The organism is Ectopseudomonas chengduensis (assembly GCF_900102635.1).
Lineage (GTDB): Bacteria > Pseudomonadota > Gammaproteobacteria > Pseudomonadales > Pseudomonadaceae > Aquipseudomonas > Aquipseudomonas chengduensis.
In genome coordinates, this window is sequence record NZ_FMZQ01000024.1 from 1 (window position 1) to 20,969 (window position 20,969).

The window sequence follows — 20,969 nt, forward strand, 5'->3', positions numbered from 1 at the left end:
TGCTGTTTCATTCCGATCAGGGCAGCCAGTACGCCAGCCGCCTGTTTCGGCAGCGGTTGTGGCGATATCGGATGGAACAGAGCATGAGCCGTCGAGGTAATTGCTGGGACAATTCACCGATGGAGCGGTTGTTCCGGAGTCTGAAGTCGGAGTGGGTTCCGCCGACCGGTTACCTGACAGCTCAGGAGGCTCAGCGGGACATCAGTCATTACCTGATGCACCGCTACAACTGGATCAGGCCACATCAATTCAACGACGGGCTGCCGCCCGCCGCTGCCGAAGAAAAACTTAACCCACTGTCCGGGATGGGTTGACCACTACACCGCTGACGCTTCGCGAGCAGAGCTCGCTCCTACGGGTCATCAGCGCTCGCCTCAGATGTAAGCTTTACAGGCATCAATAGAAAGGTCTCCTTGACGGTGGTCTTGTCGCCGTTGACTTTTATTGGCGGCTCTTTCAGTCGGATCTTGCACCATGGAAGTTATCTTTCCCCTGTGCGGCTTTCTTCTGCTTGCCGTTTTCTATGCAAGCTGAAGCCTCGTCGTTATCATGCCAGCCTTGTTCGTGGCGGGGCCTGGCATGCTGGAATTGTTGAAACTTCTACAGGATGGTCGATTCCATTCCGGTGAAGCCCTGGGGGCGAAGCTTGGGATAAGTCGCAGTGCCATCTGGAAGCAACTGCAAGGCCTGGAGGCCGAGCTGGGGATCGAGGTGTTCAGGGTTCCTGGTCGGGGCTATCGGTTGTCTTCGCCCATGACCTTGCTAGATGCCCAAGAGATATCTCATGGTGCTGATGGCTTGGATTGGCCGATCACTGTCGAGTCCAGCGTGGACTCTACGAACGCCGAGATCTTTCGTCGCCTCGATGCTGGAGTGCGTGCGCCTTTCGTTCTGCTTGCTGAGCGTCAGACCGCTGGGCGCGGCCGGCGGGGGCGGGTCTGGGCCAGTCCTTTTGCCGAGAACCTTTATTGCAGCGTCGTTCTGCGTGTAGATGGTGGCATGAGTCAGGTGGAGGCCTTGAGTCTGACTGTAGGCCTTGCTGTCGCTAAGGCGCTGCAATCCATTGGCATCGACGGTGCGCGACTGAAGTGGCCGAATGATGTGCTGGTCGAGGGGCGCAAGATATCCGGAATTCTCCTAGAGCTGGCCGGGGATCCGGCAGATGTCTGTCACGTTGTGATTGGTGTCGGTATCAACGTCAATATGGCGGTCGATGTGCCTGCTGTTATCGACCAGCCCTGGACCTCAGTGCGCCAGTGCCTTGGGCGCGTGCTCGACCGTAATGAGTTGGCCGCCAAGTTGTTGTTGCAGCTTCGAGATTGCCTTTCCATTCATTGGCAGCGCGGGTTTGCCGGTTTGCGCGAGGAGTGGGAAGCGTTGCATGCGTGGCGCGGGCGGTCTGTGGCGTTGACGGCAGGAAACAATGCGACTCTGGGTGTCGTGCTTGGGGTTGATGAGCGAGGCGCTATTAGGCTGAGCGTGGATGGCGTCGATCGCGCCTTCAGTGGGGGCGAGTTGAGCCTGAGGTTGCAACATGATTCTTGAGCTCGACTGCGGTAATAGCTTTATCAAGTGGCGGGTGATCTCCGTGGATGGAACGCAGCGCCTTCTTGCTGGCGTGGTCGACTCCGATGCCGCTCTCTTCGAGTCGTTGGCAGTTGCGCCTGGGTTGCGGGTAAGTCGCTGTCGCTTGGTTAGTGTGCGTAGTGACGCCGAGACCGAACAGTTGGTTGCACGTCTGCGTGAGTCCTTGGGGGTGGATGCGGTATGCGCTCAACCTGCCAGTCAGGTCGGGGTTGTGCATAACGGTTACGAAGACTTCCGGCGTCTTGGTCTGGATCGTTGGTTGGCTGTGCTGGGCGCCTATCATCTAGGGCAGCGTGCTTGTCTGGTGGTGGATCTGGGGACAGCGGTGACCGCTGACTTCGTTTCTGCCTCAGGTATGCACCTGGGCGGCTTCATTTGCCCGGGTTTGCCGCTCATGCGTGATCAGTTGAGCACGCACACGCGGCGTATTCGCTACGACCGGCAGGTGGCTCTCGCTGCTTTGCAGGAGCTGGAGCCTGGGCGCTCCACTGCGGAGGCTGTCGAGCGAGGGTGCGTATTGATGTTGCGCGGTTTTGTTGCCGAGCAGTTGCTGCAGGCGCAGGCTCGTTTTCCTGAGGGTTTCGAGGTCTTCCTGACTGGAGGCGATGCGGATCTGGTGCGAGATGTGGTCCCGGGAGCGCAGGTTGTTCCTGATCTGGTATTTGTCGGGCTGGCTATCGCCTGTCCCTTGAGCTGAGGCGAGGTATGCGTTGGTTTCTGCTATTGCTCCTGCTACTTAACGCCTTCTATTACGTCTGGCATCAGCAGCAGGCTCCCTTACGTGCCAAAGAGGTGGCTCCAGCAGGTGCTTATCAGGCGGCGCGTAAAGATATCCGTTTGTTGAGTGAGGCGGATGCGCCGCGCTCGCGTGCAGATTCGTCGACACCGGCTGATGCGGCTGTTCCTGATGCGGCTGTTTGCCTCTATCTAGGGAGTTTCGAAGAGGAGTCGAGGGCCAGGGTTGTGGAGCAGCGTCTGTTGAGTTTGGACATACAGGCTGAAGTGCGCGGTGTCGATGCGGCGGCGGGGGTCGAGTATTGGGTTTATCTGCCGCCTCTGGCTTCCCGTCAGGCCTCGCTGAGGCAGTTGCGCGAACTGCAGGCCCGCCGTATCGATAGCTACATCATCACTCAGGGCGAGCTGGCGAATGGCATATCGCTCGGCATATTCCCTCGCAATGACTCGGCCAATAGCGTCATGCAGCGTTTGCGGGATGTGGGTTACGAGCCGCAGATTCGCGAGCTCTCGCGCGCGCATCGCAGTTTCTGGGTGCGCGTTGCTCCGGAAAGTCGGCGCTTGGCAGATGAATTTTTGCTTGGGCGGCTCGCGGGTGACTTCGCAGGTTTGCAGCATCAATTAATGCCTTGTGAAGGCGTTGCATTGCTCCAGTAGTTTGCATAGAATGGCGCCCGCTTCGCAGGGTGGTCAAAGTTGGTTCCCGACGAAGATGTTGTCAAAGTAGCTAACCTCAAGATTTTAATGAGAAAAAGCTTGACAGCAGGGTGGCAGATCTAGAAAATGCCGCCTCACTTTGGAGGGGTTCCCGAGCGGCCAAAGGGATCAGACTGTAAATCTGACGTCATCGACTTCGAAGGTTCGAATCCTTCCCCCTCCACCAGATTCGGCGTGAGCTGCAAGCTCCGCGGGTATAGTTCAGTGGTAGAACCTCAGCCTTCCAAGCTGATGATGCGGGTTCGATTCCCGCTACCCGCTCCAGTTTGTGGTTGGCGCAACAGAGTTTGGCTCATGTAGCTCAGCTGGTAGAGCACACCCTTGGTAAGGGTGAGGTCAGCGGTTCAAATCCGCTCATGAGCTCCATCTAATGAAGGCAGATATGAAAGTATCTGCCTTTGTTTTAATGGCGGCATGGCTTGCTCAATTCTTCGCTAGGAGACGGTCAAGATGGCTAAAGAAAAATTCGAACGTAACAAACCGCACGTCAACGTTGGCACCATCGGTCACGTTGACCACGGTAAAACCACTCTGACCGCTGCTCTGACCCGTGTCTGCTCCGAAGTTTTCGGTTCCGCTCGCGTTGACTTCGACAAGATCGACAGCGCCCCGGAAGAGAAGGCTCGTGGTATCACCATCAACACTGCCCACGTAGAGTACGATTCCAACATTCGTCACTACGCGCACGTTGACTGCCCGGGTCACGCCGACTACGTGAAGAACATGATCACCGGTGCTGCCCAGATGGACGGCGCGATCCTGGTCTGCTCGGCTGCCGACGGCCCGATGCCGCAAACTCGTGAGCACATCCTGCTGTCCCGTCAGGTTGGCGTACCGTACATCGTTGTCTTCCTGAACAAGGCTGACATGGTTGACGACGCTGAGCTGCTGGAGCTGGTCGAGATGGAAGTTCGCGACCTGCTGAGCACCTACGATTTCCCGGGTGACGACACTCCGATCATCATCGGCTCGGCGCTGATGGCTCTGAACGGCCAGGACGACAACGACATGGGCACCACTGCCGTCAAAAACCTCGTCGAAACTCTGGACACCTACATCCCTGAGCCGGTTCGTGCCATCGACAAGCCGTTCCTGATGCCGATCGAAGACGTATTCTCGATCTCCGGCCGCGGTACTGTAGTGACCGGTCGTGTAGAGCGCGGTATCGTCCGTATCCAGGAAGAAATCGAAATCGTTGGTCTGCGTCCGACCACCAAGACCACCTGCACCGGCGTTGAGATGTTCCGCAAGCTGCTGGATGAAGGTCGTGCTGGTGAGAACTGCGGCGTGCTGCTGCGCGGCACCAAGCGTGATGAAGTCGAGCGTGGTCAGGTTCTGGCCAAGCCGGGCACCATCAAGCCGCACACCAAGTTCGAAGCTGAAGTGTACGTTCTGTCCAAAGAAGAAGGTGGTCGTCACACCCCGTTCTTCAAGGGCTACCGTCCTCAGTTCTACTTCCGTACCACTGACGTGACCGGTTCGTGCGAACTGCCGGAAGGCGTTGAGATGGTAATGCCGGGCGACAACATCAAAATGGTTGTCACCCTGATCAAGCCGATCGCCATGGAAGATGGCCTGCGTTTCGCGATTCGCGAAGGCGGCCGTACCGTTGGTGCTGGCGTGGTTGCCAAGATCGTCGAGTAATCAACGATCCGCGGTATGGAAAAGGGCCCTTCGGGGCCCTTTTCTTTTGGATTGGTTAAAAGTTGACACCCCCAGGGGGCATCCGTACAATTGCGCCTCCCTCGAGCGGGCGTAGTCCGTCTGTGGGGATTAGCAGCTTGGAATCTGAGGTCAAAATGCAAAACCAACAAATCCGTATTCGGTTGAAGGCTTTTGACCATCGCCTGATCGATCAATCTACCCAGGAAATCGTGGAAACCGCGAAACGTACTGGTGCTCAGGTGCGTGGTCCGATTCCTCTGCCTACTCGTAAGGAGCGGTATACCGTTCTGGTCTCCCCGCACGTCAACAAAGACGCGCGCGATCAGTACGAAATCCGCACTCATAAGCGTGTTCTGGACATCGTCCAGCCGACGGATAAAACCGTTGACGCGCTGATGAAGCTTGACCTTGCGGCAGGCGTGGAAGTGCAGATCAGCCTCGGCTAAAACCTGGCGGTTTTAGTCGTGTAACGCTCTGAAATGGGCGGCCATAGCGGGTGAAAGCCCCGTACACTCATGAGGTTTACAACATGACTATTGGTGTAGTCGGTCGTAAAGCGGGTATGACCCGTATTTTCACCGAAGAAGGTGTCTCCATTCCGGTTACGGTCATCGAGATCGAGCCGAATCGCGTCACCCAGTTTAAAACCGAAGAATCCGATGGCTATCGCGCAGTGCAAGTCACTGTTGGCGAGCGTCGTGCTTCGCGTGTCACAGCAGCTCAAGCTGGCCACTTCGCCAAGGCGAACGTCGCGGCAGGTCGTACCGTTCTGGAGTTCCGTCTTGAAGAAGGCGACTACCAGGCTGGTGATCTGATCAACGCTGAAATTTTCCAAGCTGGTCAACTGGTGGATGTCACCGGTCAGTCCAAAGGTAAAGGCTTCGCCGGTACCATCAAGCGTTGGAACTTCCGCGGCCAGGACAACACTCACGGCAACTCCGTGTCCCACCGTGTTCCGGGTTCCATTGGCCAGTGCCAGACCCCGGGTCGCGTATTCAAGGGCAAGAAGATGTCCGGCCACATGGGTGCTGAGCGCGTTACCGTGCAGTCCCTGGAAGTCGTGCGCGTAGACGCCGAGCGTAATCTGCTGCTGGTCAAGGGTGCCGTTCCTGGCGCTACTGGCGGCGACGTTATCGTTCGTCCGGCTGCCAAGGCGTAAGGGGAGAATCTGAGATGCAATTGAATGTAAATGGCGCTCAGGCGATCGAAGTGTCGGAATCGACCTTCGGTGGCGAGTACAACGAGACTCTGGTTCACCAGGCAGTCGTAGCCTATATGGCTGGCGGCCGTCAGGGTACCAAAGGTCAGAAGTCCCGTTCTGACGTTTCCGGTGGCGGTAAGCGCCCATGGCGTCAGAAGGGCACTGGTCGTGCTCGTGCTGGTACCACTCGTGGTCCGATCTGGCGTGGCGGTGGTGTGACCTTCGCAGCGTCCACCCGCAACCATGATCAAAAGCTGAACAAGAAGATGTACCGCGCAGCTCTGCGCTCCATCCTTGCTGAGCTCGTTCGTACCGACCGTCTGGTCGTGGTCGAAGACTTCGCCGTTGACGCGCCGAAGACCAAGACCCTGCTGGCCAAACTCAATGGCCTGGGCCTGACCGACGTGCTGATCGTATCCGACGCTGTCGATGAGAACCTGTACCTGGCTGCCCGCAACCTGCCGCACGTTGATGTACGTGACGTCCAGGGTTCCGATCCGGTCAGCCTGATCGCGTACGAGAAGGTGCTGGTCACCGTTTCGGCCGTGAAGAAATTCGAGGAGCTGCTGGGATGAACCAGGAACGCGTATTCAAAGTGCTGCTTGGCCCGCACATCTCCGAGAAGGCCACGGTTCTGGCTGACAAGCAAGGTCAGTTCGTTTTCAAAGTCGCTACCGATGCGACCAAGCTGGAAATCAAGAAGGCTGTCGAAGGCCTGTTCGGCGTGAAGGTTGAGCGCGTTACTACTCAGAACGTTCTGGGTAAGAGCAAGCGCACCGCTCGCGGTCTGGGCAAGCGTAACGACTGGAAGAAGGCAGTTATCTCCCTTCAGCCGGGCCAAGAACTCGATTTCACCAGCAGTGCTGAGTAAGGAAGGGGTGCATCATGGCAATCGTTAAATGCAAACCGACTTCCGCTGGCCGCCGTTTTGTGGTCAAGGTGGTCAATCAGGAGCTGCACAAAGGCGCTCCATACGCTCCGCTGCTCGAGAAAAAGTCGAAGTCCGGTGGTCGTAACAACAATGGCCGTATTACCACCCGTCATATCGGTGGTGGTCATAAGCAGCATTACCGTCTGGTCGACTTCCGTCGCAACGACAAGGATGGCATTCCTGCCACCGTCGAGCGCGTGGAATACGATCCGAACCGTACTGCTCACATCGCTCTGCTGAAATACGCTGACGGCGAACGTCGCTACATCATCGCTCCGAAGGGCGTTTCTGCTGGCGACCAGCTGATTGCGGGCATCATGGCTCCGATCAAGCCGGGCAACAGCCTGCAGCTGCGCAACATTCCGGTAGGTTCGACCGTTCACGGTATCGAGCTGAAGCCGGGTAAAGGTGCTCAGATCGCTCGTTCCGCTGGTGCTTCCGCTCAGCTGATCGCTCGTGAAGGTGCCTATGTGACTCTGCGTCTGCGCTCCGGCGAAATGCGTAAAGTCCTTTCCGAGTGCCGTGCGACCCTGGGCGAAGTCTCGAACTCCGAGCACAGCCTGCGTTCGCTGGGTAAGGCCGGTGCCAAGCGCTGGCGCGGTGTTCGTCCGACCGTTCGTGGTGTTGCCATGAACCCGGTTGATCACCCGCACGGTGGTGGTGAGGGTCGTACCTCCGGTGGTCGTCATCCGGTGTCGCCATGGGGCTTCCCGACCAAGGGCGCGAAAACCCGTGCTAACAAGCGCACCGACAACATGATCGTCCGTCGTCGCAAGTAAATAGAGGGATACGACAGTGCCACGTTCTCTGAAAAAAGGTCCTTTTATCGATCTTCACCTACTGAAGAAGGTCGAAGCGGCGGTGGAAAAGAACGAACGCAAACCGGTTAAGACCTGGTCGCGCCGTTCCATGATCCTGCCGCAGATGGTCGGTCTGACCATCGCTGTGCATAACGGTCGTCAACATGTCCCGGTCCTCGTGAACGAAGACATGGTCGGCCACAAACTGGGCGAATTTGCCGGCACGCGTACCTATCGTGGTCACGTTGCCGACAAGAAAGGCAAGCGTTAAGGGGTTTGGAAATGGAAGTAGCCGCTAAGTTGTCGGGCGCTCGCATCTCCGCCCAGAAAGCTCGCCTGGTCGCCGACCAGATCCGCGGGAAGAAGGTGGGCGAAGCGCTCAACCTGCTGGCTTTCAGCAGCAAGAAAGCCGCCGAGATCATGAAGAAAGTGCTGGAGTCGGCCGTTGCCAACGCCGAGCACAACGAAGGCGCAGACGTTGATGACCTGAAGGTCAGCACCGTTTTCGTCAACGAAGGGCGTTCGCTTAAGCGCATCATGCCGCGTGCCAAAGGCCGTGCTGATCGCATCGTCAAGCGGTCTTGCCATATCACTGTCAAGGTTGCGGACAAGTAACGGAGTCGATCAGATGGGTCAGAAAGTACATCCCGTTGGCATCCGCCTGGGAATCGTCAAGGATCACACTTCGGTTTGGTATGCAGATGGTCGCACTTACGCCGACTACCTGAATGCCGACCTGAAGGTTCGTGCATACCTGCAAGACAAACTAAAAAGCGCGTCCGTTAGCCGTATCGACATCGCTCGCCCGGCTCAAACCGCACGCATCACCATCCACACCGCTCGTCCCGGCATCGTGATCGGCAAGAAAGGTGAAGATGTTGAGAAGCTGCGTCAGGACCTGACCAAGCAAATGGGTGTGCCGGTGCACATCAACATCGAAGAGATCCGCAAGCCGGAGCTCGACGGTATGCTGGTTGCACAGAGCGTAGCTCAGCAGCTGGAGCGTCGCGTAATGTTCCGTCGCGCCATGAAGCGCGCTGTACAGAACGCCATGCGCATTGGTGCCAAGGGCATCAAGATCCAGGTGAGTGGTCGTCTTGGTGGCGCTGAAATCGCCCGTACCGAGTGGTATCGCGAAGGTCGTGTGCCCCTGCACACCCTGCGTGCAGATATCGATTACGCCACCTACGAAGCGCACACCACTTACGGTGTGATCGGCGTCAAGGTTTGGATCTTCAAGGGTGAGGTCATTGGTGGCCGCACTGAAGAGCTGAAGCCGCAAGCGCCCGCTCCTCGTAAAGCTGCTAAGAAATAAGGAGTACGCATCATGTTGCAACCAAAGCGTACGAAGTTCCGCAAGCAGATGACCGGCCACAACCGTGGTCTGGCTCAGCGCGGTAGCAAGGTCAGCTTCGGCGAGTTCGCGCTGAAGTCTGTAGCCCGCGGTCGTCTCACCGCCCGTCAGATCGAGTCCGCTCGTCGTGCTCTGACTCGTCACGTAAAACGTGGCGGCAAGATCTGGATTCGCGTATTCCCGGACAAGCCGGTTACCAAGAAGCCTCTCGAAGTGCGGATGGGTAAAGGTAAGGGTGGCGTCGAATATTGGGTAGCCCAGATCCAGCCAGGCAAAGTCCTGTACGAGATCGAAGGCGTTTCCGAAGAGCTGGCGCGTGAGGCTTTCGCCCTGGCTGCTGCAAAGCTGCCGCTCGCCACCACCTTTGTTAAGCGGACGGTGATGTGATGAAAGCGACCGAACTTCGTGAAAAAACCGCACAGCAACTGAACGAGCAACTGCTCGGTCTGCTGCGCGACCAGTTCAATCTGCGCATGCAGAAAGCAACTGGCCAGTTGGGGCAGTCTCACCTGCTCTCGCAAGTTAAGCGCGACATCGCTCGTGTGAAAACTGTGCTCAACCAGCAGGCAGGTAAGTGATCATGGCTGAAGCCGAAAAAACAGTCCGTACGCTGACCGGCCGTGTTGTCAGCGACAAGATGGACAAGACCATCACCGTTCTGATCGAGCGCCGTGTAAAGCACCCGATCTACGGTAAATACGTCAAGCGTTCGACCAAACTGCACGCTCACGACGAAACCAACCAGTGCAAGATCGGCGACAAGGTTTCCATTCGCGAAACCCGTCCGCAGTCCAAGACCAAGTCCTGGGCTCTGGTTGAAGTCGTCGAACGCGCAGTTGACGTCTAAGGGCTAGGGGTCGGAGAAATTTTATGATTCAGACTCAATCCATGCTCGATGTGGCTGACAACAGTGGTGCACGTCGTGTTATGTGCATCAAGGTGCTGGGCGGCTCTCATCGTCGCTACGCCGGCATCGGCGACATCATCAAGGTCACCGTCAAGGAAGCAATTCCGCGCGGCAAAGTGAAGAAAGGTCAGGTCATGACTGCAGTGGTTGTTCGTACCCGTCACGGCGTTCGTCGTGCCGACGGTTCGATCATCCGCTTCGACGGCAACGCTGCTGTTCTGCTGAACAACAAGCAAGAGCCGATCGGTACCCGTATCTTCGGGCCAGTGACCCGTGAACTGCGTTCCGAGAAGTTCATGAAGATCGTCTCGCTCGCCCCTGAAGTGCTTTAAGGAGATCCGACATGCAAAAGATTCGTCGTGACGACGAGATCATCGTGATCGCCGGCAAAGACAAAGGTAAGCGCGGTAAGGTGCTCAAGGTTCTCGCTGACGACCGTCTGGTCGTCGGTGGCATCAACCTGGTGAAGCGTCATACCAAGCCGAACCCGATGTCGGGCGTTCAAGGCGGTATCGTCGAGAAAGAAGCGCCTCTGCACGCTTCCAACGTTGCCATCTTCAACTCTGAAACCAACAAGGCTGACCGCGTTGGCTTCAAGACCGAAGACGGCAAGAAAATTCGTGTCTTCAAGTCCACCCAGAAGCCGGTTGGCGCTTGAGAATCCGTAGGTAAATACCATGGCACGACTGAAAGAGATTTACCGGAAGGAAATCGCGCCCAAGCTGAAGGAAGAACTGAAGCTGGCGAACGTGATGGAAGTTCCGCGCATCACCAAGATCACCCTGAACATGGGCCTGGGCGAAGCGATCGGTGACAAGAAAATCATCGAAAACGCTGTTGCCGACCTCGAGAAGATTACCGGTCAGAAAGTCGTTGTGACTCATGCCCGCAAGTCGATCGCAGGTTTCAAGGTTCGTGAAGGTTGGCCGATTGGCGTCAAGGTCACTCTGCGTCGCGAGCGTATGTACGAGTTCCTGGATCGTCTGCTGTCCATCTCCCTGCCGCGCGTGCGTGACTTCCGCGGCCTGAATGCCAAGTCCTTCGATGGTCGTGGCAACTACAGCATGGGCGTGAAAGAGCAGATCATCTTCCCGGAAATCGATTACGACAAAATCGATGCGCTGCGTGGTCTGGACATCACCCTGACTACCACTGCCCGTAACGATGATGAAGGCCGCGCTCTGCTGCGTGCTTTCAACTTCCCGTTCCGCAACTGATCGGAGTCTGGATAATGGCCAAGACAAGCATGAAGAACCGCGAGCTGAAGCGTCAGCAAACGGTTGCCAAGTACGCCAAGAAGCGTGCCGAGCTGAAAGCCACCATCGCTAATCCGAACACCAGTCCGGAAGCGCGTTGGGAAGCTCAGGTCGCTCTGCAGAAGCAACCACGGGACGCCAGCGCCTCGCGCCTGCGTAACCGTTGCCGCATCACCGGCCGTCCGCACGGCGTTTACCGCAAGTTCGGTCTGTCGCGTAACAAGCTGCGCGAAGCCGCCATGCGCGGTGACGTACCGGGCCTGGTGAAAGCCAGCTGGTAATAGCAGTAAAAAAGCGAAGCCGGCCTAGTGCCGGCTTTGTCTTTATTTGAACAAGCCCCTTTTGGGGCTTGATTCATTTTTGATCGGTCTCTAGAATGTCCGGCTCTCCTGAGCCTGGTATTTCCATGCCGAGCTTTTGGATGATCCCACAGCCCTCGGGCTGTTCTTTTTGTATCAGGAGCGTCTAGCCCATGAGTATGCAGGACCCGTTAGCGGACATGCTAACTCGTATCCGTAATGCCCAGATGGCTGAAAAGTCCGTCGTAAGCATGCCTTCTTCCACTCTGAAGGTAGCCGTAGCCAAAGTTCTGAAAGACGAAGGTTACATTGCGGGTTATGAAGTCAATGGTGAAGCCAAGCCACAACTGTCCATCGAGCTGAAGTACTTCGAAGGCCGTCCGGTCATCGAGGAAGTCAAGCGCGTGAGCCGTCCTGGCCTTCGTCAATACAAATCCGTCGATGACCTGCCGAAGGTTCGCGGCGGTCTCGGTGTTTCCATCGTCTCCACCAACAAAGGTGTGATGACGGATCGCGCTGCGCGCGCTGCCGGTGTCGGCGGCGAAGTGCTCTGCACCGTGTTCTAAGGGGGGGATAAGCATGTCTCGCGTTGCTAAGAACCCCGTTGTGCTGCCTGCCGGTGTCGAGATCAAACTCGCCGGTCAGCAGCTCTCGGTCAAGGGTGCCAAGGGCGCTCTGGAACTGAACATTCACTCGTCCGTGGAAGTGATCCAGGAAGGTAGCGAACTGCGTTTCGCCGCCCGTAATGGCGACCAGCAGAACCGTGCCATGGCCGGTACTACTCGTGCTCTGGTGAACAACATGGTCATCGGTGTCAGCCAAGGCTTCGAGCGTAAGCTGCAGCTGGTCGGCGTGGGCTACAAAGCTCAAGCCAAAGGCCAGGTGCTGAACCTCGCACTGGGCTTCTCCCACCCGATCGACTACGAACTGCCGGAAGGCGTCGTGGCCGAAACCCCGAACCAGACCGAAATCCTGATCAAGGGTATCGACAAGCAACTGGTGGGTCAGGTGGCTGCGGAAATCCGTGACTTCCGTCGTCCTGAGCCCTACAAGGGCAAAGGCGTTCGTTACGCGGATGAAGTTGTCCGTCGTAAAGAAGCCAAGAAGAAGTAAGGGGCTGAAAAATGACCGACAAAAAAGTTACTCGTCTGCGTCGCGCTCGCAAAGCACGCCTGAAAATGCACGAGCTCGAAGCCGTGCGTCTGTGCGTGTACCGCTCTTCGCAGCACATCTACGCCCAGGTCATCTCGGCCGACGGCAGCAAGGTTCTGGCCAGCGCCTCTACCTTGGACAAAGCACTGCGTGATGGCGCCACCGGCAACGTCGACGCAGCCAAGAAAGTTGGTGCGCTGGTTGCTGAGCGTGCGAAAGCCGCTGGTGTGACCCAGGTGGCATTCGACCGTTCTGGCTTCAAGTACCACGGCCGCGTCAAGGCGCTGGCTGATGCTGCTCGTGAAGGCGGGCTGGAGTTCTAAGTTATGGCAAATAACGACCAAAAGCGCGACGAAGGCTACATCGAGAAGCTGGTTCAGGTTAACCGCGTTGCCAAGACCGTAAAGGGTGGCCGTATCTTCACTTTCACCGCGCTGACCGTGGTAGGTGATGGCAAGGGTCGCGTCGGTTTCGGCCGTGGCAAGTCCCGCGAAGTTCCGGCTGCTATCCAGAAAGCGATGGAAGCTGCTCGTCGCAACATGATCCAAGTTGATCTGAACGGCACCACTCTGCAGTACCCGATCAAGTCCGCTCACGGCGCCTCCAAGGTGTTCATGCAGCCGGCTTCGGAAGGTACCGGTATCATCGCCGGCGGTGCCATGCGTGCCGTGCTGGAAGTGGCTGGTGTGCAGAACGTTCTGGCCAAGTGCTACGGCTCGACCAACCCGGTGAACGTGGTTCACGCCACTTTCAAGGGTCTGAAGACCATGCAGTCTCCGGGTTCTGTTGCAGCCAAGCGTGGCAAGAGCGTCGAGGAGATTCTCTAACCATGGCTAATACCGTCAAAGTGACTCTGATCAAGAGCACCAATGGCCGTCTGGCCAATCACAAAGCTTGCGTCAAGGGCCTGGGCCTGCGTCGCATCGGTCACACCGTAGAGGTTCTGGATACTCCGGAAAACCGCGGCATGATCAACAAGGCTTACTACCTGTTGAAGGTGGAGGGTTAATCATGCAACTGAACGATCTGCGTTCCGCGCCGGGTGCCCGTCGCGAGAAGCACCGTCCGGGCCGTGGCATCGGTAGCGGTCTGGGTAAGACTGGTGGCCGTGGCCACAAAGGTCAAACCTCCCGCTCCGGTGGTTCCATCGCTCCGGGCTTTGAGGGTGGTCAGCAGCCGCTGCACCGCCGTCTGCCGAAGTTCGGCTTCGTCTCCCTGAAGGCTATGGATCGCGCTGAAGTGCGTACCTCCGAGCTGAACAAGGTAGAAGGTGTTGTAACTCTGCAGGCTCTGAAGGATGCCAATCTGGTAGGCCATCACGTACAGCGTGTGAAAGTCATGCTGTCCGGTGAGGTTACCCGTGCGGTCACCCTGAAAGGTATCGCCGCCACCAAGGGTGCGCGTGCGGCTATCGAGGCAGCTGGCGGTAAGTTCGAGGACTAAATGGCTAAGCAAGGTGCTCTCTCAGCGCTGGCAGGTGGCGGGTTGTCCGAACTCTGGGCTCGTCTGCGTTTCCTGTTCCTGGCGATCATCGTCTACCGGATAGGTGCGCACATCCCGGTTCCTGGCATCAACCCAGACCGACTGGCGGATCTGTTCCGGCAGAATGAGGGGACCATTCTTAGCTTGTTCAACATGTTTTCCGGCGGCGCGCTGGAGCGGATGAGCATCTTTGCACTGGGGATCATGCCGTACATTTCGGCATCGATCATCATGCAACTGATGACCGCTGTCAGCCCGCAGCTGGAACAGTTGAAGAAGGAAGGTGAAGCTGGCCGTCGCAAGATCAGCCAGTACACCCGCTACGGCACTCTCGTTCTGGCGTTCGTTCAGGCCATCGGTATGTCCGTTGGTCTGGCTAGTCAGGGCGTTGCGTTCTCGGGCGATTTCGGCTTCCACTTCGTGGCGATCACCACTTTCGTGGCGGGCGCGATGTTCATGATGTGGCTAGGCGAGCAGATCACCGAGCGCGGTGTCGGCAACGGTATCTCGATGCTGATTTTTGCAGGCATCGTGGCCGGTCTGCCGTCGGCAATCGGGCAGTCTTTCGAGTCTGCTCGTCAGGGCGATATCAACATCTTCGCTCTGATCGCCATCGGCCTGCTGGCAGTAGCGATCATCGGTTTCGTGGTGTTCATTGAGCGTGGTCAGCGTCGCATTGCGGTGCACTATGCCAAGCGTCAGCAGGGCCGCAAGGTCTTCGCTGCGCAGACCAGCCACCTGCCGTTGAAGGTGAACATGGCGGGCGTAATCCCGGCCATCTTCGCCAGCAGCCTTCTGCTGTTCCCGGCCTCGCTGGGTGCCTGGTTTGGTCAGTCCGAGGGTTTGGGCTGGCTGCAGGACATTTCGCAGGCTATCGCTCCTGGTCAGCCGTTGAACATTCTGCTGTTTAGTGCAGGGATCATTTTCTTCTGCTTCTTCTACACAGCGCTGATGTTCAACCCGAAAGACGTAGCGGAAAACCTGAAGAAGTCCGGTGCCTTTATTCCGGGCATCCGTCCGGGCGAGCAGTCTGCACGCTATATCGATGGCGTTCTGACCCGCTTGACCATGTTCGGTGCTCTGTACATGACGGCCGTGTGCCTGTTGCCCCAGTTCCTGGTGGTTGCAGCCAACGTTCCGTTCTACCTTGGCGGGACCTCGTTGCTGATCGTGGTCGTGGTTGTAATGGACTTCATGTCCCAAGTGCAATCGCACCTCGTGTCTCACCAGTACGATTCCCTGATGAAGAAAGCCAACCTGAAGGGCTATGGCAGCGGCATGCTCCGCTGATCCACCCGTAAGGTTCGAGGAGTTGGTAATGAAAGTTCGTGCATCGGTGAAAAAGCTGTGCCGTAACTGCAAAATTATCCGTCGCGAAGGTGTCGTGCGGGTGATCTGCAGCGCAGAGCCGCGTCACAAGCAGCGCCAAGGCTGAGTGTGAACCACGCGTGATAAGCCCGGCAGCTAGTGCGCTGCCGGGTTGATTATTTGTTATTACAGCGTTAATATCTCGCGCCCTATTTCTTGGCTTCCGGGGCGTAGGTAGCTGTCAATTGGAGTTCCACTGAATGGCCCGTATTGCAGGCGTTAACATTCCGGATAACAAGCACACTGTTATCTCGCTGACCTACATCTTCGGTGTTGGTCGCACCACTGCGCAGAAAATCTGTGCCGCTACCGGTGTAAACCCGGCTGCGAAAATCAAGGATCTGACTGACGAGCAGATCGAACAGCTGCGTGGCGAAGTAGCCAAGGTGAATACCGAAGGCGACCTGCGTCGTGAAGTGAATATGAAGATCAAGCGCTTGATGGATCTGGGTTGCTACCGTGGCCTGCGTCATCGTAAAGGTCTACCGGTTCGCGGTCAGCGTACCAAGACCAACGCTCGCACCCGTAAGGGCCCGCGTAAGCCGATCCGCAAGTAATCGCATTCGCGAATCGACAGGAATTTAGTCATGGCAAAACCTGCTGCTCGTACTCGTAAAAAAGTCAAAAAGACGGTGGTTGATGGCATCGCCCACATCCACGCGTCTTTCAACAACACTATCGTGACCATTACCGACCGTCAGGGTAACGCCCTGTCCTGGGCTACCTCCGGTGGTTCGGGTTTCCGCGGCTCGCGTAAGTCCACTCCGTTCGCTGCCCAGATCGCCGCCGAGCGCGCTGGTCAGGCTGCACTGGAATACGGTCTGAAGAACCTCGACGTCAACGTCAAAGGTCCAGGCCCAGGTCGCGAATCCGCTGTGCGTGCTCTGAACGCCTGCGGCTACAAAATCGCCAGCATCACCGACGTGACGCCAATCCCGCACAACGGGTGCCGTCCGCCGAAGAAGCGTCGCGTGTAATCAGGAGACAGTGAGAAATGGCTCGTTACATTGGTCCCAAGTGCAAACTGTCTCGTCGTGAAGGCACCGATCTCTTTCTGAAGAGTGGTGTTCGCGCGCTTGAATCTAAGTGCAACATCGAAGCAGCCCCGGGTATCCACGGCCAGCGCCGTGGCCGTCAGTCCGACTACGGCACCCAGCTGCGTGAGAAGCAAAAAGTTCGTCGTATCTACGGCGTACTGGAGCGTCAATTCAGCGGTTACTACAAGCAAGCTGCCAGTCAGAAAGGCGCCACCGGCGAGAATCTGCTGCAACTGCTGGAGTGCCGTCTGGACAACGTGGTTTACCGTATGGGTTTTGGCGCTACTCGTGCCGAGTCCCGTCAGCTGGTTTCGCACAAAGCGATCAGCGTCAACGGTCAGACCGTAAACGTACCGTCCTACCAAGTTAAGGCTGGCGACGTCGTTGCTATTCGCGAGAAATCGCGCAATCAGCTGCGCATCGCTCAGGCTCTCGAGCTCTGCGCCCAGCGTGGCCGTGTTGAGTGGGTAGAAGTAGACGCCGAGAAGAAGTCTGGTGTGTTCAAGAACGTACCGGCTCGTGGCGATCTGTCCGCTGACATCAACGAGAGCCTGATTGTCGAGCTCTACTCCAAGTAAGGGCTAGAAAATAGGTGCATCCATGCAGATTTCGGTAAATGAGTTCCTGACCCCCCGTCACATCGATGTGCAGGAGGTCAGTCCGACCCGCGCCAAGATCACTCTCGAGCCTCTCGAGCGTGGCTTTGGCCATACCCTGGGCAACGCGCTGCGTCGCATCCTGTTGTCCTCCATGCCTGGCTGTGCAGTAGTCGAGGCCGAGATCGATGGCGTACTCCATGAGTACTCCGCGATCGAAGGTGTGCAGGAAGATGTCATCGAGATCCTGCTCAACCTGAAAGGTCTGGCTATCAAGCTGCACGGCCGTGACGAAGTGACCCTGACTCTGGCTAAGAAGGGCCCGGGCGTAGTTACCGCTGCCGATATTCAGCTGGATCACGATGTCGAAATCGTCAATGGCGACCACGTAATCGCCAACCTGGCCTCCAATGGCGCGCTGAACATGAAGCTCACCGTGGCTCGTGGTCGCGGCTATGAGCCGGCTGACGCGCGTCAGAGCGACGAAGATGAAAGCCGCAGCATTGGTCGCTTGCAGCTGGATGCTTCGTTCAGCCCTGTGCGTCGGGTTGCTTACGTGGTGGAAAACGCCCGTGTCGAGCAGCGCACCAACCTGGACAAACTGGTTATCGACCTGGAAACCAACGGTACTCTGGACCCTGAAGAGGCTATCCGTCGTGCCGCGACCATTCTGCAGCAGCAGCTGGCCGCGTTCGTCGACCTCAAAGGTGACAGTGAGCCGGTGGTGGTCGAGCAGGAAGACGAGATCGATCCGATCCTGCTGCGTCCTGTCGATGACCTGGAACTGACCGTACGTTCGGCCAACTGCCTCAAGGCAGAGAACATCTACTACATCGGTGACCTGATTCAGCGCACCGAAGTAGAGCTGCTCAAAACCCCGAACCTGGGCAAGAAATCCCTGACCGAAATCAAGGATGTTCTGGCTTCTCGCGGTCTGTCCCTCGGTATGCGCCTCGACAACTGGCCGCCGGCAAGTCTGAAGAAAGACGATAAGGCCACTGCCTGATCGTCATCATCACCGAACGAACAAGTTTGGTAAGGAATTGAACCATGCGTCATCGTAAAAGTGGCCGTCACCTCAGCCGCACCAGCGCTCACCGCAAGGCCATGTTCCAGAACATGGCGGTCTCGCTGTTCGAGCACGAGCTGATCAAAACTACCCTGCCGAAAGCCAAGGAACTGCGTCGCGTTGCCGAGCCGCTGATCACCCTGGCCAAGGAAGACAGCGTTGCCAATCGTCGTCTGGCCTTCGACCGTACCCGTTCGAAAGCCATCGTCGGCAAGCTGTTCAACGATCTGGGCAAGCGCTACGCCACCCGTAACGGCGGCTACCTGCGCATCCTCAAGTGCGGTTTCCGCGCTGGCGACAACGCTCCGATGGCTTACGTTGAACTGGTCGACCGTCCGGTCGGCGGTTCGGTAGAAGCTGCCGAGTAAGTTGCTGTTTGTACAAGAAACCGGGCCTTGTGCCCGGTTTTTTGTTGCCTGAATTTATTGCGTTGGGGCGCGTACTGGGTGTTGTTGGCGATTTCTGGGGCCGTGCGCAGGGTGTTTGGCTCATGAAAGAAAATAACTATCGCGCCGTTATGCTTCATGAATTGGTTCGTCTGGCGAAGCGGGTCTAGGCTTGTCCCATTGTTGGTCGCACTCGCTGGGACCGACCCGATGAGGAGAAGGAGAGAACCATGTCGAACCAAGGTAAATGTCCGTTCAACCACGTCGCTGGTGGTGGCACGACCAACAAAGATTGGTGGCCGAATCAGCTGCGTGTGGATTTGCTCAATCAGCATTCCGACCGATCCAATCCGCTGGGTGAAACATTCAACTACGCCGAAGCCTTCAAGAAGCTCGATTACAAGGCGCTCAAGGCCGATCTGGTCAAGCTGATGACCGACAGCCAGGACTGGTGGCCTGCCGATTTCGGTCACTACGGTCCGCAATTCATCCGCATGGCCTGGCACTCTGCTGGCACCTATCGCACCACCGATGGCCGTGGCGGTGGCGGTCGTGGTCAGCAGCGTTTCGCACCGCTCAACTCCTGGCCGGACAACGTCAACATCGACAAGTCGCGTCGCCTGCTGTGGCCGATCAAGCAGAAGTATGGCCAGTCCATTTCCTGGGCCGATCTGTACATCCTCGCCGGTAACGTCGCGCTGGAATCCATGGGTTTTCGCACCTTCGGCTTCGGTGCCGGTCGCGAAGACGTATGGGAGCCGGATCAGGACGTCAACTGGGGCGCTGAAGTCGCCTGGCTGGGTGTCGATCCCAAGCGCGTCAATGATGAACGCGAGCTGAGCGCACCCTTTGGCGCCACCCACATGGGTCTGATCTACGTGAACCCGGAAGGTCCCAATGCCAGCGGCGACTACATGCTGGCGGCCAAGGACATTCGCGCCACCTTCTATCGCATGGCGATGGACGACGAGGAAATCGTCGCCTTGATCGCTGGCGGCCACACCTTCGGCAAGTCCCACGGCGCCGCGCCGGAATCGCACAAGGGGCCTGAGCCGGAGGCGGCGCCGATCGAGGCGCAGGGCCTGGGCTGGATCAGCAACTTCGGCAGCGGCCATGGCAAGGACACCATTTCCAGCGGCATTGAGGTCACCTGGACCAAGACCCCGGCGCTGTGGAGCAACAACTTCTTCGAGAACCTGTTCAAGTTCGAATGGGAACTGACCAAGTCCCCCGCTGGTGCCAAGCAGTGGGTGGCCAAAGATGCACCGGAGATCATCCCGGACGCGCACGTGCCGGGTAAATTCCACAAGCCGACCATGCTCACCACCGACCTGACCCTGCGCTTCGATCTGGAGTTCGGCAAGATTTCCAAGCGCTTCTATGAAGACCCGCAGGCCTTCGCCGATGCCTTCGCGCGCGCCTGGTACAAGCTGACCCACCGCGACATGGGGCCGAAAGCCCGCTACCTGGGTCCGGAAGTGCCGAAAGAGGACCTGATCTGGCAAGATCCGCTGCCCGCTGCCATCCACCACCCGAGCGCTGCCGATATTGCCGATCTGAAAGCGAAGATCGCTGCCTCCGGGCTGTCGGTGGGTGATCTGGTGTCCGTGGCCTGGGCTTCGGCCTCGACCTTCCGCGGTGGCGACAAGCGCGGTGGTGCCAACGGTGCGCGCCTGGCGCTGGCGCCGCAGAAGGATTGGGCCGCCAACCAGCGGGCGATCAAGGTGCTGCCGAAACTGGTGGAAATCCAGCAGGCATCCGGCAAGGCTTCACTGGCCGATGTGATCGTGCTGGCCGGTAATGTCGGTGTCGAACTGGCCGCCAAGGCTGCCGGTGTGAGCGTAGACGTACCCTTCGCGCCGGGCCGTGTCGATGCGCGTCAGGATCAGACCGATGTCGACTCCTTCGATGTGCTGGAGTCTGCTGCCGATGGTTTCCGCAACTACAGCAAAGGCAACCTGGGCGTGCCCACCGAGGCGATGCTGATCGACAAGGCGCAGTTGCTGACACTGACCGCGCCGGAGATGACTGCGCTGGTCGGCGGCCTGCGTGTGCTGGGCGCCAACTACGATGGCAGTCAGCATGGCGTGTTCACCGACAAGGTCGGTGTGCTGTCCAACGATTTCTTCGTCAACCTGCTGGATATGGGCACCGTATGGAAGGCAGCCGATGACAGCAACGAAGTCTTCGAAGGGCGTACACGCAAGGATGGCCAGGTGAAATACACCGCCACCCGCAACGACCTGGTGTTCGGCTCCAATTCGGTGCTGCGCGCCTATGCGGAGGTCTACGCCAGTGCTGATGGCAAGGAGAAGCTGGTCAAGGACTTCGTCGCCGCCTGGACCAAGGTGATGAACCTGGATCGTTTCGATCTGGCCTGAGCCTGATTGGCGCACTGACGGTGCGTCAGTAAACCGCAACGCCTCC

At 57.8% G+C, this 20,969-nt stretch carries 35 protein-coding genes and 3 tRNA genes; all 38 read left to right on the forward strand.

What is annotated here, in order from left to right; all coding sequences use genetic code 11:
- Positions 1-314: integrase core domain-containing protein (locus BLS08_RS24580; RefSeq protein ID WP_139204308.1), on the forward strand; the 314-nt coding region annotated here is incomplete at its 5' end.
- A gap of 265 nt (positions 315-579) precedes the next feature.
- Positions 580-1,545 (forward strand): bifunctional biotin--[acetyl-CoA-carboxylase] ligase/biotin operon repressor BirA, encoded by a 966-nt coding sequence (gene birA, locus BLS08_RS24585; protein ID WP_017675630.1) that lies wholly within the window; start codon positions 580-582, stop codon positions 1,543-1,545.
- Complete coding sequence (locus tag BLS08_RS24590; protein WP_017675629.1) at positions 1,535-2,284, forward strand: pantothenate kinase; 750 nt, start codon at positions 1,535-1,537, stop codon at positions 2,282-2,284. Before birA ends, BLS08_RS24590 begins: the two co-directional genes overlap by 11 nt.
- 8 nt (positions 2,285-2,292) lie before the next feature.
- Entirely contained in the window at positions 2,293-2,979 is a 687-nt protein-coding gene (locus tag BLS08_RS24595; RefSeq protein WP_017675628.1) for an SPOR domain-containing protein, read from the forward strand.
- Positions 2,980-3,120: 141 nt separating this feature from the next.
- A tRNA-Tyr gene (locus tag BLS08_RS24600) sits at positions 3,121-3,205 on the forward strand.
- A gap of 24 nt (positions 3,206-3,229) precedes the next feature.
- Positions 3,230-3,303: transfer RNA gene (locus BLS08_RS24605), tRNA-Gly, on the forward strand.
- A gap of 26 nt (positions 3,304-3,329) precedes the next feature.
- Positions 3,330-3,405 (forward strand) — tRNA-Thr (locus BLS08_RS24610).
- 84 nt (positions 3,406-3,489) lie between these two features.
- Positions 3,490-4,683, forward strand: coding sequence for an elongation factor Tu (gene tuf / locus BLS08_RS24615; protein WP_090337633.1), 1,194 nt, complete (start codon positions 3,490-3,492; stop codon positions 4,681-4,683).
- 155 nt (positions 4,684-4,838) lie between these two features.
- A complete protein-coding gene (gene rpsJ / locus BLS08_RS24620; protein WP_003463313.1) occupies positions 4,839-5,150 on the forward strand; it encodes a 30S ribosomal protein S10 in 312 nt (103 codons plus the stop codon).
- A gap of 83 nt (positions 5,151-5,233) precedes the next feature.
- On the forward strand, positions 5,234-5,863 hold the full coding sequence (gene rplC / locus BLS08_RS24625; protein ID WP_017675621.1) for a 50S ribosomal protein L3: 630 nt from the start codon (positions 5,234-5,236) through the stop codon (positions 5,861-5,863).
- Positions 5,864-5,877: 14 nt separating this feature from the next.
- Positions 5,878-6,480, forward strand: a complete 603-nt coding sequence (gene rplD / locus BLS08_RS24630; protein WP_017675620.1) for a 50S ribosomal protein L4 — start codon at positions 5,878-5,880, stop codon at positions 6,478-6,480.
- Entirely contained in the window at positions 6,477-6,776 is a 300-nt protein-coding gene (gene rplW, locus BLS08_RS24635) for a 50S ribosomal protein L23 (protein ID WP_003463306.1), read from the forward strand. The genes rplD and rplW overlap by 4 nt, the downstream gene beginning before the upstream one ends.
- 14 nt (positions 6,777-6,790) lie before the next feature.
- Complete coding sequence (gene rplB / locus BLS08_RS24640) at positions 6,791-7,615, forward strand: 50S ribosomal protein L2 (protein ID WP_017675619.1); 825 nt, start codon at positions 6,791-6,793, stop codon at positions 7,613-7,615.
- Between the two features lie 16 nt (positions 7,616-7,631).
- The gene (gene rpsS / locus BLS08_RS24645; RefSeq protein WP_017675618.1) at positions 7,632-7,907 is read left to right on the forward strand and encodes a 30S ribosomal protein S19; all 276 of its coding nucleotides are present in this window, start codon (positions 7,632-7,634) and stop codon (positions 7,905-7,907) included.
- A gap of 11 nt (positions 7,908-7,918) precedes the next feature.
- Complete coding sequence (gene rplV / locus BLS08_RS24650) at positions 7,919-8,251, forward strand: 50S ribosomal protein L22 (protein ID WP_003103908.1); 333 nt, start codon at positions 7,919-7,921, stop codon at positions 8,249-8,251.
- Between the two features lie 13 nt (positions 8,252-8,264).
- Complete coding sequence (rpsC, locus tag BLS08_RS24655; protein WP_017675617.1) at positions 8,265-8,951, forward strand: 30S ribosomal protein S3; 687 nt, start codon at positions 8,265-8,267, stop codon at positions 8,949-8,951.
- 12 nt (positions 8,952-8,963) lie between these two features.
- A complete protein-coding gene (rplP, locus tag BLS08_RS24660) occupies positions 8,964-9,377 on the forward strand; it encodes a 50S ribosomal protein L16 (protein WP_003243901.1) in 414 nt (137 codons plus the stop codon).
- Positions 9,377-9,568 (forward strand): 50S ribosomal protein L29, encoded by a 192-nt coding sequence (gene rpmC, locus BLS08_RS24665; RefSeq protein ID WP_003463299.1) that lies wholly within the window; start codon positions 9,377-9,379, stop codon positions 9,566-9,568. Before rplP ends, rpmC begins: the two co-directional genes overlap by 1 nt.
- A 2-nt stretch (positions 9,569-9,570) precedes the next feature.
- A complete protein-coding gene (gene rpsQ, locus BLS08_RS24670) occupies positions 9,571-9,837 on the forward strand; it encodes a 30S ribosomal protein S17 (protein WP_026088453.1) in 267 nt (88 codons plus the stop codon).
- 23 nt (positions 9,838-9,860) lie between these two features.
- Positions 9,861-10,229: a 50S ribosomal protein L14 gene (gene rplN, locus BLS08_RS24675; protein WP_003243907.1), complete on the forward strand. Its 369-nt coding sequence runs from the start codon at positions 9,861-9,863 to the stop codon at positions 10,227-10,229.
- Positions 10,230-10,240: 11 nt separating this feature from the next.
- Positions 10,241-10,555 (forward strand): 50S ribosomal protein L24, encoded by a 315-nt coding sequence (gene rplX / locus BLS08_RS24680; RefSeq protein ID WP_017675615.1) that lies wholly within the window; start codon positions 10,241-10,243, stop codon positions 10,553-10,555.
- A 19-nt stretch (positions 10,556-10,574) separates the two neighbouring features.
- Complete coding sequence (gene rplE, locus BLS08_RS24685) at positions 10,575-11,114, forward strand: 50S ribosomal protein L5 (RefSeq protein ID WP_017675614.1); 540 nt, start codon at positions 10,575-10,577, stop codon at positions 11,112-11,114.
- Between the two features lie 14 nt (positions 11,115-11,128).
- Positions 11,129-11,434: a 30S ribosomal protein S14 gene (gene rpsN / locus BLS08_RS24690; protein ID WP_003463288.1), complete on the forward strand. Its 306-nt coding sequence runs from the start codon at positions 11,129-11,131 to the stop codon at positions 11,432-11,434.
- A 191-nt stretch (positions 11,435-11,625) separates the two neighbouring features.
- On the forward strand, positions 11,626-12,018 hold the full coding sequence (gene rpsH / locus BLS08_RS24695; protein ID WP_003243915.1) for a 30S ribosomal protein S8: 393 nt from the start codon (positions 11,626-11,628) through the stop codon (positions 12,016-12,018).
- A 13-nt stretch (positions 12,019-12,031) separates the two neighbouring features.
- Entirely contained in the window at positions 12,032-12,565 is a 534-nt protein-coding gene (gene rplF, locus BLS08_RS24700; protein WP_075749997.1) for a 50S ribosomal protein L6, read from the forward strand.
- Positions 12,566-12,576: 11 nt separating this feature from the next.
- Positions 12,577-12,927: a 50S ribosomal protein L18 gene (rplR, locus tag BLS08_RS24705; RefSeq protein WP_017675612.1), complete on the forward strand. Its 351-nt coding sequence runs from the start codon at positions 12,577-12,579 to the stop codon at positions 12,925-12,927.
- Between the two features lie 3 nt (positions 12,928-12,930).
- Positions 12,931-13,431, forward strand: coding sequence for a 30S ribosomal protein S5 (rpsE, locus tag BLS08_RS24710; RefSeq protein WP_017675611.1), 501 nt, complete (start codon positions 12,931-12,933; stop codon positions 13,429-13,431).
- A 2-nt stretch (positions 13,432-13,433) separates the two neighbouring features.
- Positions 13,434-13,613 (forward strand): 50S ribosomal protein L30, encoded by a 180-nt coding sequence (gene rpmD, locus BLS08_RS24715; RefSeq protein WP_003243922.1) that lies wholly within the window; start codon positions 13,434-13,436, stop codon positions 13,611-13,613.
- Between the two features lie 2 nt (positions 13,614-13,615).
- A complete protein-coding gene (rplO, locus tag BLS08_RS24720; protein WP_017675610.1) occupies positions 13,616-14,047 on the forward strand; it encodes a 50S ribosomal protein L15 in 432 nt (143 codons plus the stop codon).
- Entirely contained in the window at positions 14,048-15,376 is a 1,329-nt protein-coding gene (gene secY / locus BLS08_RS24725; RefSeq protein WP_017675609.1) for a preprotein translocase subunit SecY, read from the forward strand.
- A 28-nt stretch (positions 15,377-15,404) separates the two neighbouring features.
- Positions 15,405-15,521, forward strand: a complete 117-nt coding sequence (gene rpmJ / locus BLS08_RS24730) for a 50S ribosomal protein L36 (protein ID WP_002555468.1) — start codon at positions 15,405-15,407, stop codon at positions 15,519-15,521.
- Positions 15,522-15,654: 133 nt separating this feature from the next.
- Positions 15,655-16,011: a 30S ribosomal protein S13 gene (rpsM, locus tag BLS08_RS24735; protein ID WP_003463275.1), complete on the forward strand. Its 357-nt coding sequence runs from the start codon at positions 15,655-15,657 to the stop codon at positions 16,009-16,011.
- 30 nt (positions 16,012-16,041) lie between these two features.
- Positions 16,042-16,431, forward strand: coding sequence for a 30S ribosomal protein S11 (gene rpsK / locus BLS08_RS24740; RefSeq protein WP_003243933.1), 390 nt, complete (start codon positions 16,042-16,044; stop codon positions 16,429-16,431).
- A gap of 17 nt (positions 16,432-16,448) precedes the next feature.
- Complete coding sequence (rpsD, locus tag BLS08_RS24745; protein ID WP_074682440.1) at positions 16,449-17,069, forward strand: 30S ribosomal protein S4; 621 nt, start codon at positions 16,449-16,451, stop codon at positions 17,067-17,069.
- Between the two features lie 22 nt (positions 17,070-17,091).
- A complete protein-coding gene (locus BLS08_RS24750; RefSeq protein WP_003463273.1) occupies positions 17,092-18,093 on the forward strand; it encodes a DNA-directed RNA polymerase subunit alpha in 1,002 nt (333 codons plus the stop codon).
- Positions 18,094-18,137: 44 nt separating this feature from the next.
- Complete coding sequence (gene rplQ / locus BLS08_RS24755; protein ID WP_003243945.1) at positions 18,138-18,524, forward strand: 50S ribosomal protein L17; 387 nt, start codon at positions 18,138-18,140, stop codon at positions 18,522-18,524.
- An 8-nt stretch (positions 18,525-18,532) separates the two neighbouring features.
- On the forward strand, positions 18,533-18,712 hold the full coding sequence (locus BLS08_RS26415; protein ID WP_167375893.1) for a hypothetical protein: 180 nt from the start codon (positions 18,533-18,535) through the stop codon (positions 18,710-18,712).
- A 60-nt stretch (positions 18,713-18,772) separates the two neighbouring features.
- Positions 18,773-20,923, forward strand: coding sequence for a catalase/peroxidase HPI (katG, locus tag BLS08_RS24760; protein WP_090337635.1), 2,151 nt, complete (start codon positions 18,773-18,775; stop codon positions 20,921-20,923).
- Positions 20,924-20,969: the final 46 nt, after the last annotated feature.

Excerpts from the sequence above, each read along its gene's own strand:
- rpsJ (WP_003463313.1), top strand. The coding sequence starts at position 4,839 with ATGCAAAACCAACAAATCCGTATTCGGTTGAAGGCTTTTGACCATCGC.
- rplC (WP_017675621.1), top strand. The coding sequence starts at position 5,234 with ATGACTATTGGTGTAGTCGGTCGTAAAGCGGGTATGACCCGTATTTTC.
- rpsE (WP_017675611.1), top strand. The coding sequence starts at position 12,931 with ATGGCAAATAACGACCAAAAGCGCGACGAAGGCTACATCGAGAAGCTG.
- rpsQ (WP_026088453.1), top strand. The coding sequence starts at position 9,571 with ATGGCTGAAGCCGAAAAAACAGTCCGTACGCTGACCGGCCGTGTTGTC.
- rplE (WP_017675614.1), top strand. The coding sequence starts at position 10,575 with ATGGCACGACTGAAAGAGATTTACCGGAAGGAAATCGCGCCCAAGCTG.
- rplD (WP_017675620.1), top strand. The coding sequence starts at position 5,878 with ATGCAATTGAATGTAAATGGCGCTCAGGCGATCGAAGTGTCGGAATCG.
- rplN (WP_003243907.1), top strand. The coding sequence starts at position 9,861 with ATGATTCAGACTCAATCCATGCTCGATGTGGCTGACAACAGTGGTGCA.
- secY (WP_017675609.1), top strand. The coding sequence starts at position 14,048 with ATGGCTAAGCAAGGTGCTCTCTCAGCGCTGGCAGGTGGCGGGTTGTCC.
- rplQ (WP_003243945.1), top strand. The coding sequence starts at position 18,138 with ATGCGTCATCGTAAAAGTGGCCGTCACCTCAGCCGCACCAGCGCTCAC.
- BLS08_RS24595 (WP_017675628.1), top strand. The coding sequence starts at position 2,293 with ATGCGTTGGTTTCTGCTATTGCTCCTGCTACTTAACGCCTTCTATTAC.
- rpmJ (WP_002555468.1), top strand. The coding sequence starts at position 15,405 with ATGAAAGTTCGTGCATCGGTGAAAAAGCTGTGCCGTAACTGCAAAATT.
- rplR (WP_017675612.1), top strand. The coding sequence starts at position 12,577 with ATGACCGACAAAAAAGTTACTCGTCTGCGTCGCGCTCGCAAAGCACGC.
- rpmC (WP_003463299.1), top strand. The coding sequence starts at position 9,377 with ATGAAAGCGACCGAACTTCGTGAAAAAACCGCACAGCAACTGAACGAG.
- birA (WP_017675630.1), top strand. The coding sequence starts at position 580 with ATGCTGGAATTGTTGAAACTTCTACAGGATGGTCGATTCCATTCCGGT.
- rplW (WP_003463306.1), top strand. The coding sequence starts at position 6,477 with ATGAACCAGGAACGCGTATTCAAAGTGCTGCTTGGCCCGCACATCTCC.
- rpsM (WP_003463275.1), top strand. The coding sequence starts at position 15,655 with ATGGCCCGTATTGCAGGCGTTAACATTCCGGATAACAAGCACACTGTT.
- rplO (WP_017675610.1), top strand. The coding sequence starts at position 13,616 with ATGCAACTGAACGATCTGCGTTCCGCGCCGGGTGCCCGTCGCGAGAAG.
- rpsH (WP_003243915.1), top strand. The coding sequence starts at position 11,626 with ATGAGTATGCAGGACCCGTTAGCGGACATGCTAACTCGTATCCGTAAT.
- BLS08_RS24590 (WP_017675629.1), top strand. The coding sequence starts at position 1,535 with ATGATTCTTGAGCTCGACTGCGGTAATAGCTTTATCAAGTGGCGGGTG.
- katG (WP_090337635.1), top strand. The coding sequence starts at position 18,773 with ATGTCGAACCAAGGTAAATGTCCGTTCAACCACGTCGCTGGTGGTGGC.
- BLS08_RS24750 (WP_003463273.1), top strand. The coding sequence starts at position 17,092 with ATGCAGATTTCGGTAAATGAGTTCCTGACCCCCCGTCACATCGATGTG.
- rplP (WP_003243901.1), top strand. The coding sequence starts at position 8,964 with ATGTTGCAACCAAAGCGTACGAAGTTCCGCAAGCAGATGACCGGCCAC.
- rpsN (WP_003463288.1), top strand. The coding sequence starts at position 11,129 with ATGGCCAAGACAAGCATGAAGAACCGCGAGCTGAAGCGTCAGCAAACG.
- tuf (WP_090337633.1), top strand. The coding sequence starts at position 3,490 with ATGGCTAAAGAAAAATTCGAACGTAACAAACCGCACGTCAACGTTGGC.
- rplB (WP_017675619.1), top strand. The coding sequence starts at position 6,791 with ATGGCAATCGTTAAATGCAAACCGACTTCCGCTGGCCGCCGTTTTGTG.
- rplV (WP_003103908.1), top strand. The coding sequence starts at position 7,919 with ATGGAAGTAGCCGCTAAGTTGTCGGGCGCTCGCATCTCCGCCCAGAAA.
- rpmD (WP_003243922.1), top strand. The coding sequence starts at position 13,434 with ATGGCTAATACCGTCAAAGTGACTCTGATCAAGAGCACCAATGGCCGT.
- rpsC (WP_017675617.1), top strand. The coding sequence starts at position 8,265 with ATGGGTCAGAAAGTACATCCCGTTGGCATCCGCCTGGGAATCGTCAAG.
- rplX (WP_017675615.1), top strand. The coding sequence starts at position 10,241 with ATGCAAAAGATTCGTCGTGACGACGAGATCATCGTGATCGCCGGCAAA.
- rplF (WP_075749997.1), top strand. The coding sequence starts at position 12,032 with ATGTCTCGCGTTGCTAAGAACCCCGTTGTGCTGCCTGCCGGTGTCGAG.
- rpsD (WP_074682440.1), top strand. The coding sequence starts at position 16,449 with ATGGCTCGTTACATTGGTCCCAAGTGCAAACTGTCTCGTCGTGAAGGC.
- rpsK (WP_003243933.1), top strand. The coding sequence starts at position 16,042 with ATGGCAAAACCTGCTGCTCGTACTCGTAAAAAAGTCAAAAAGACGGTG.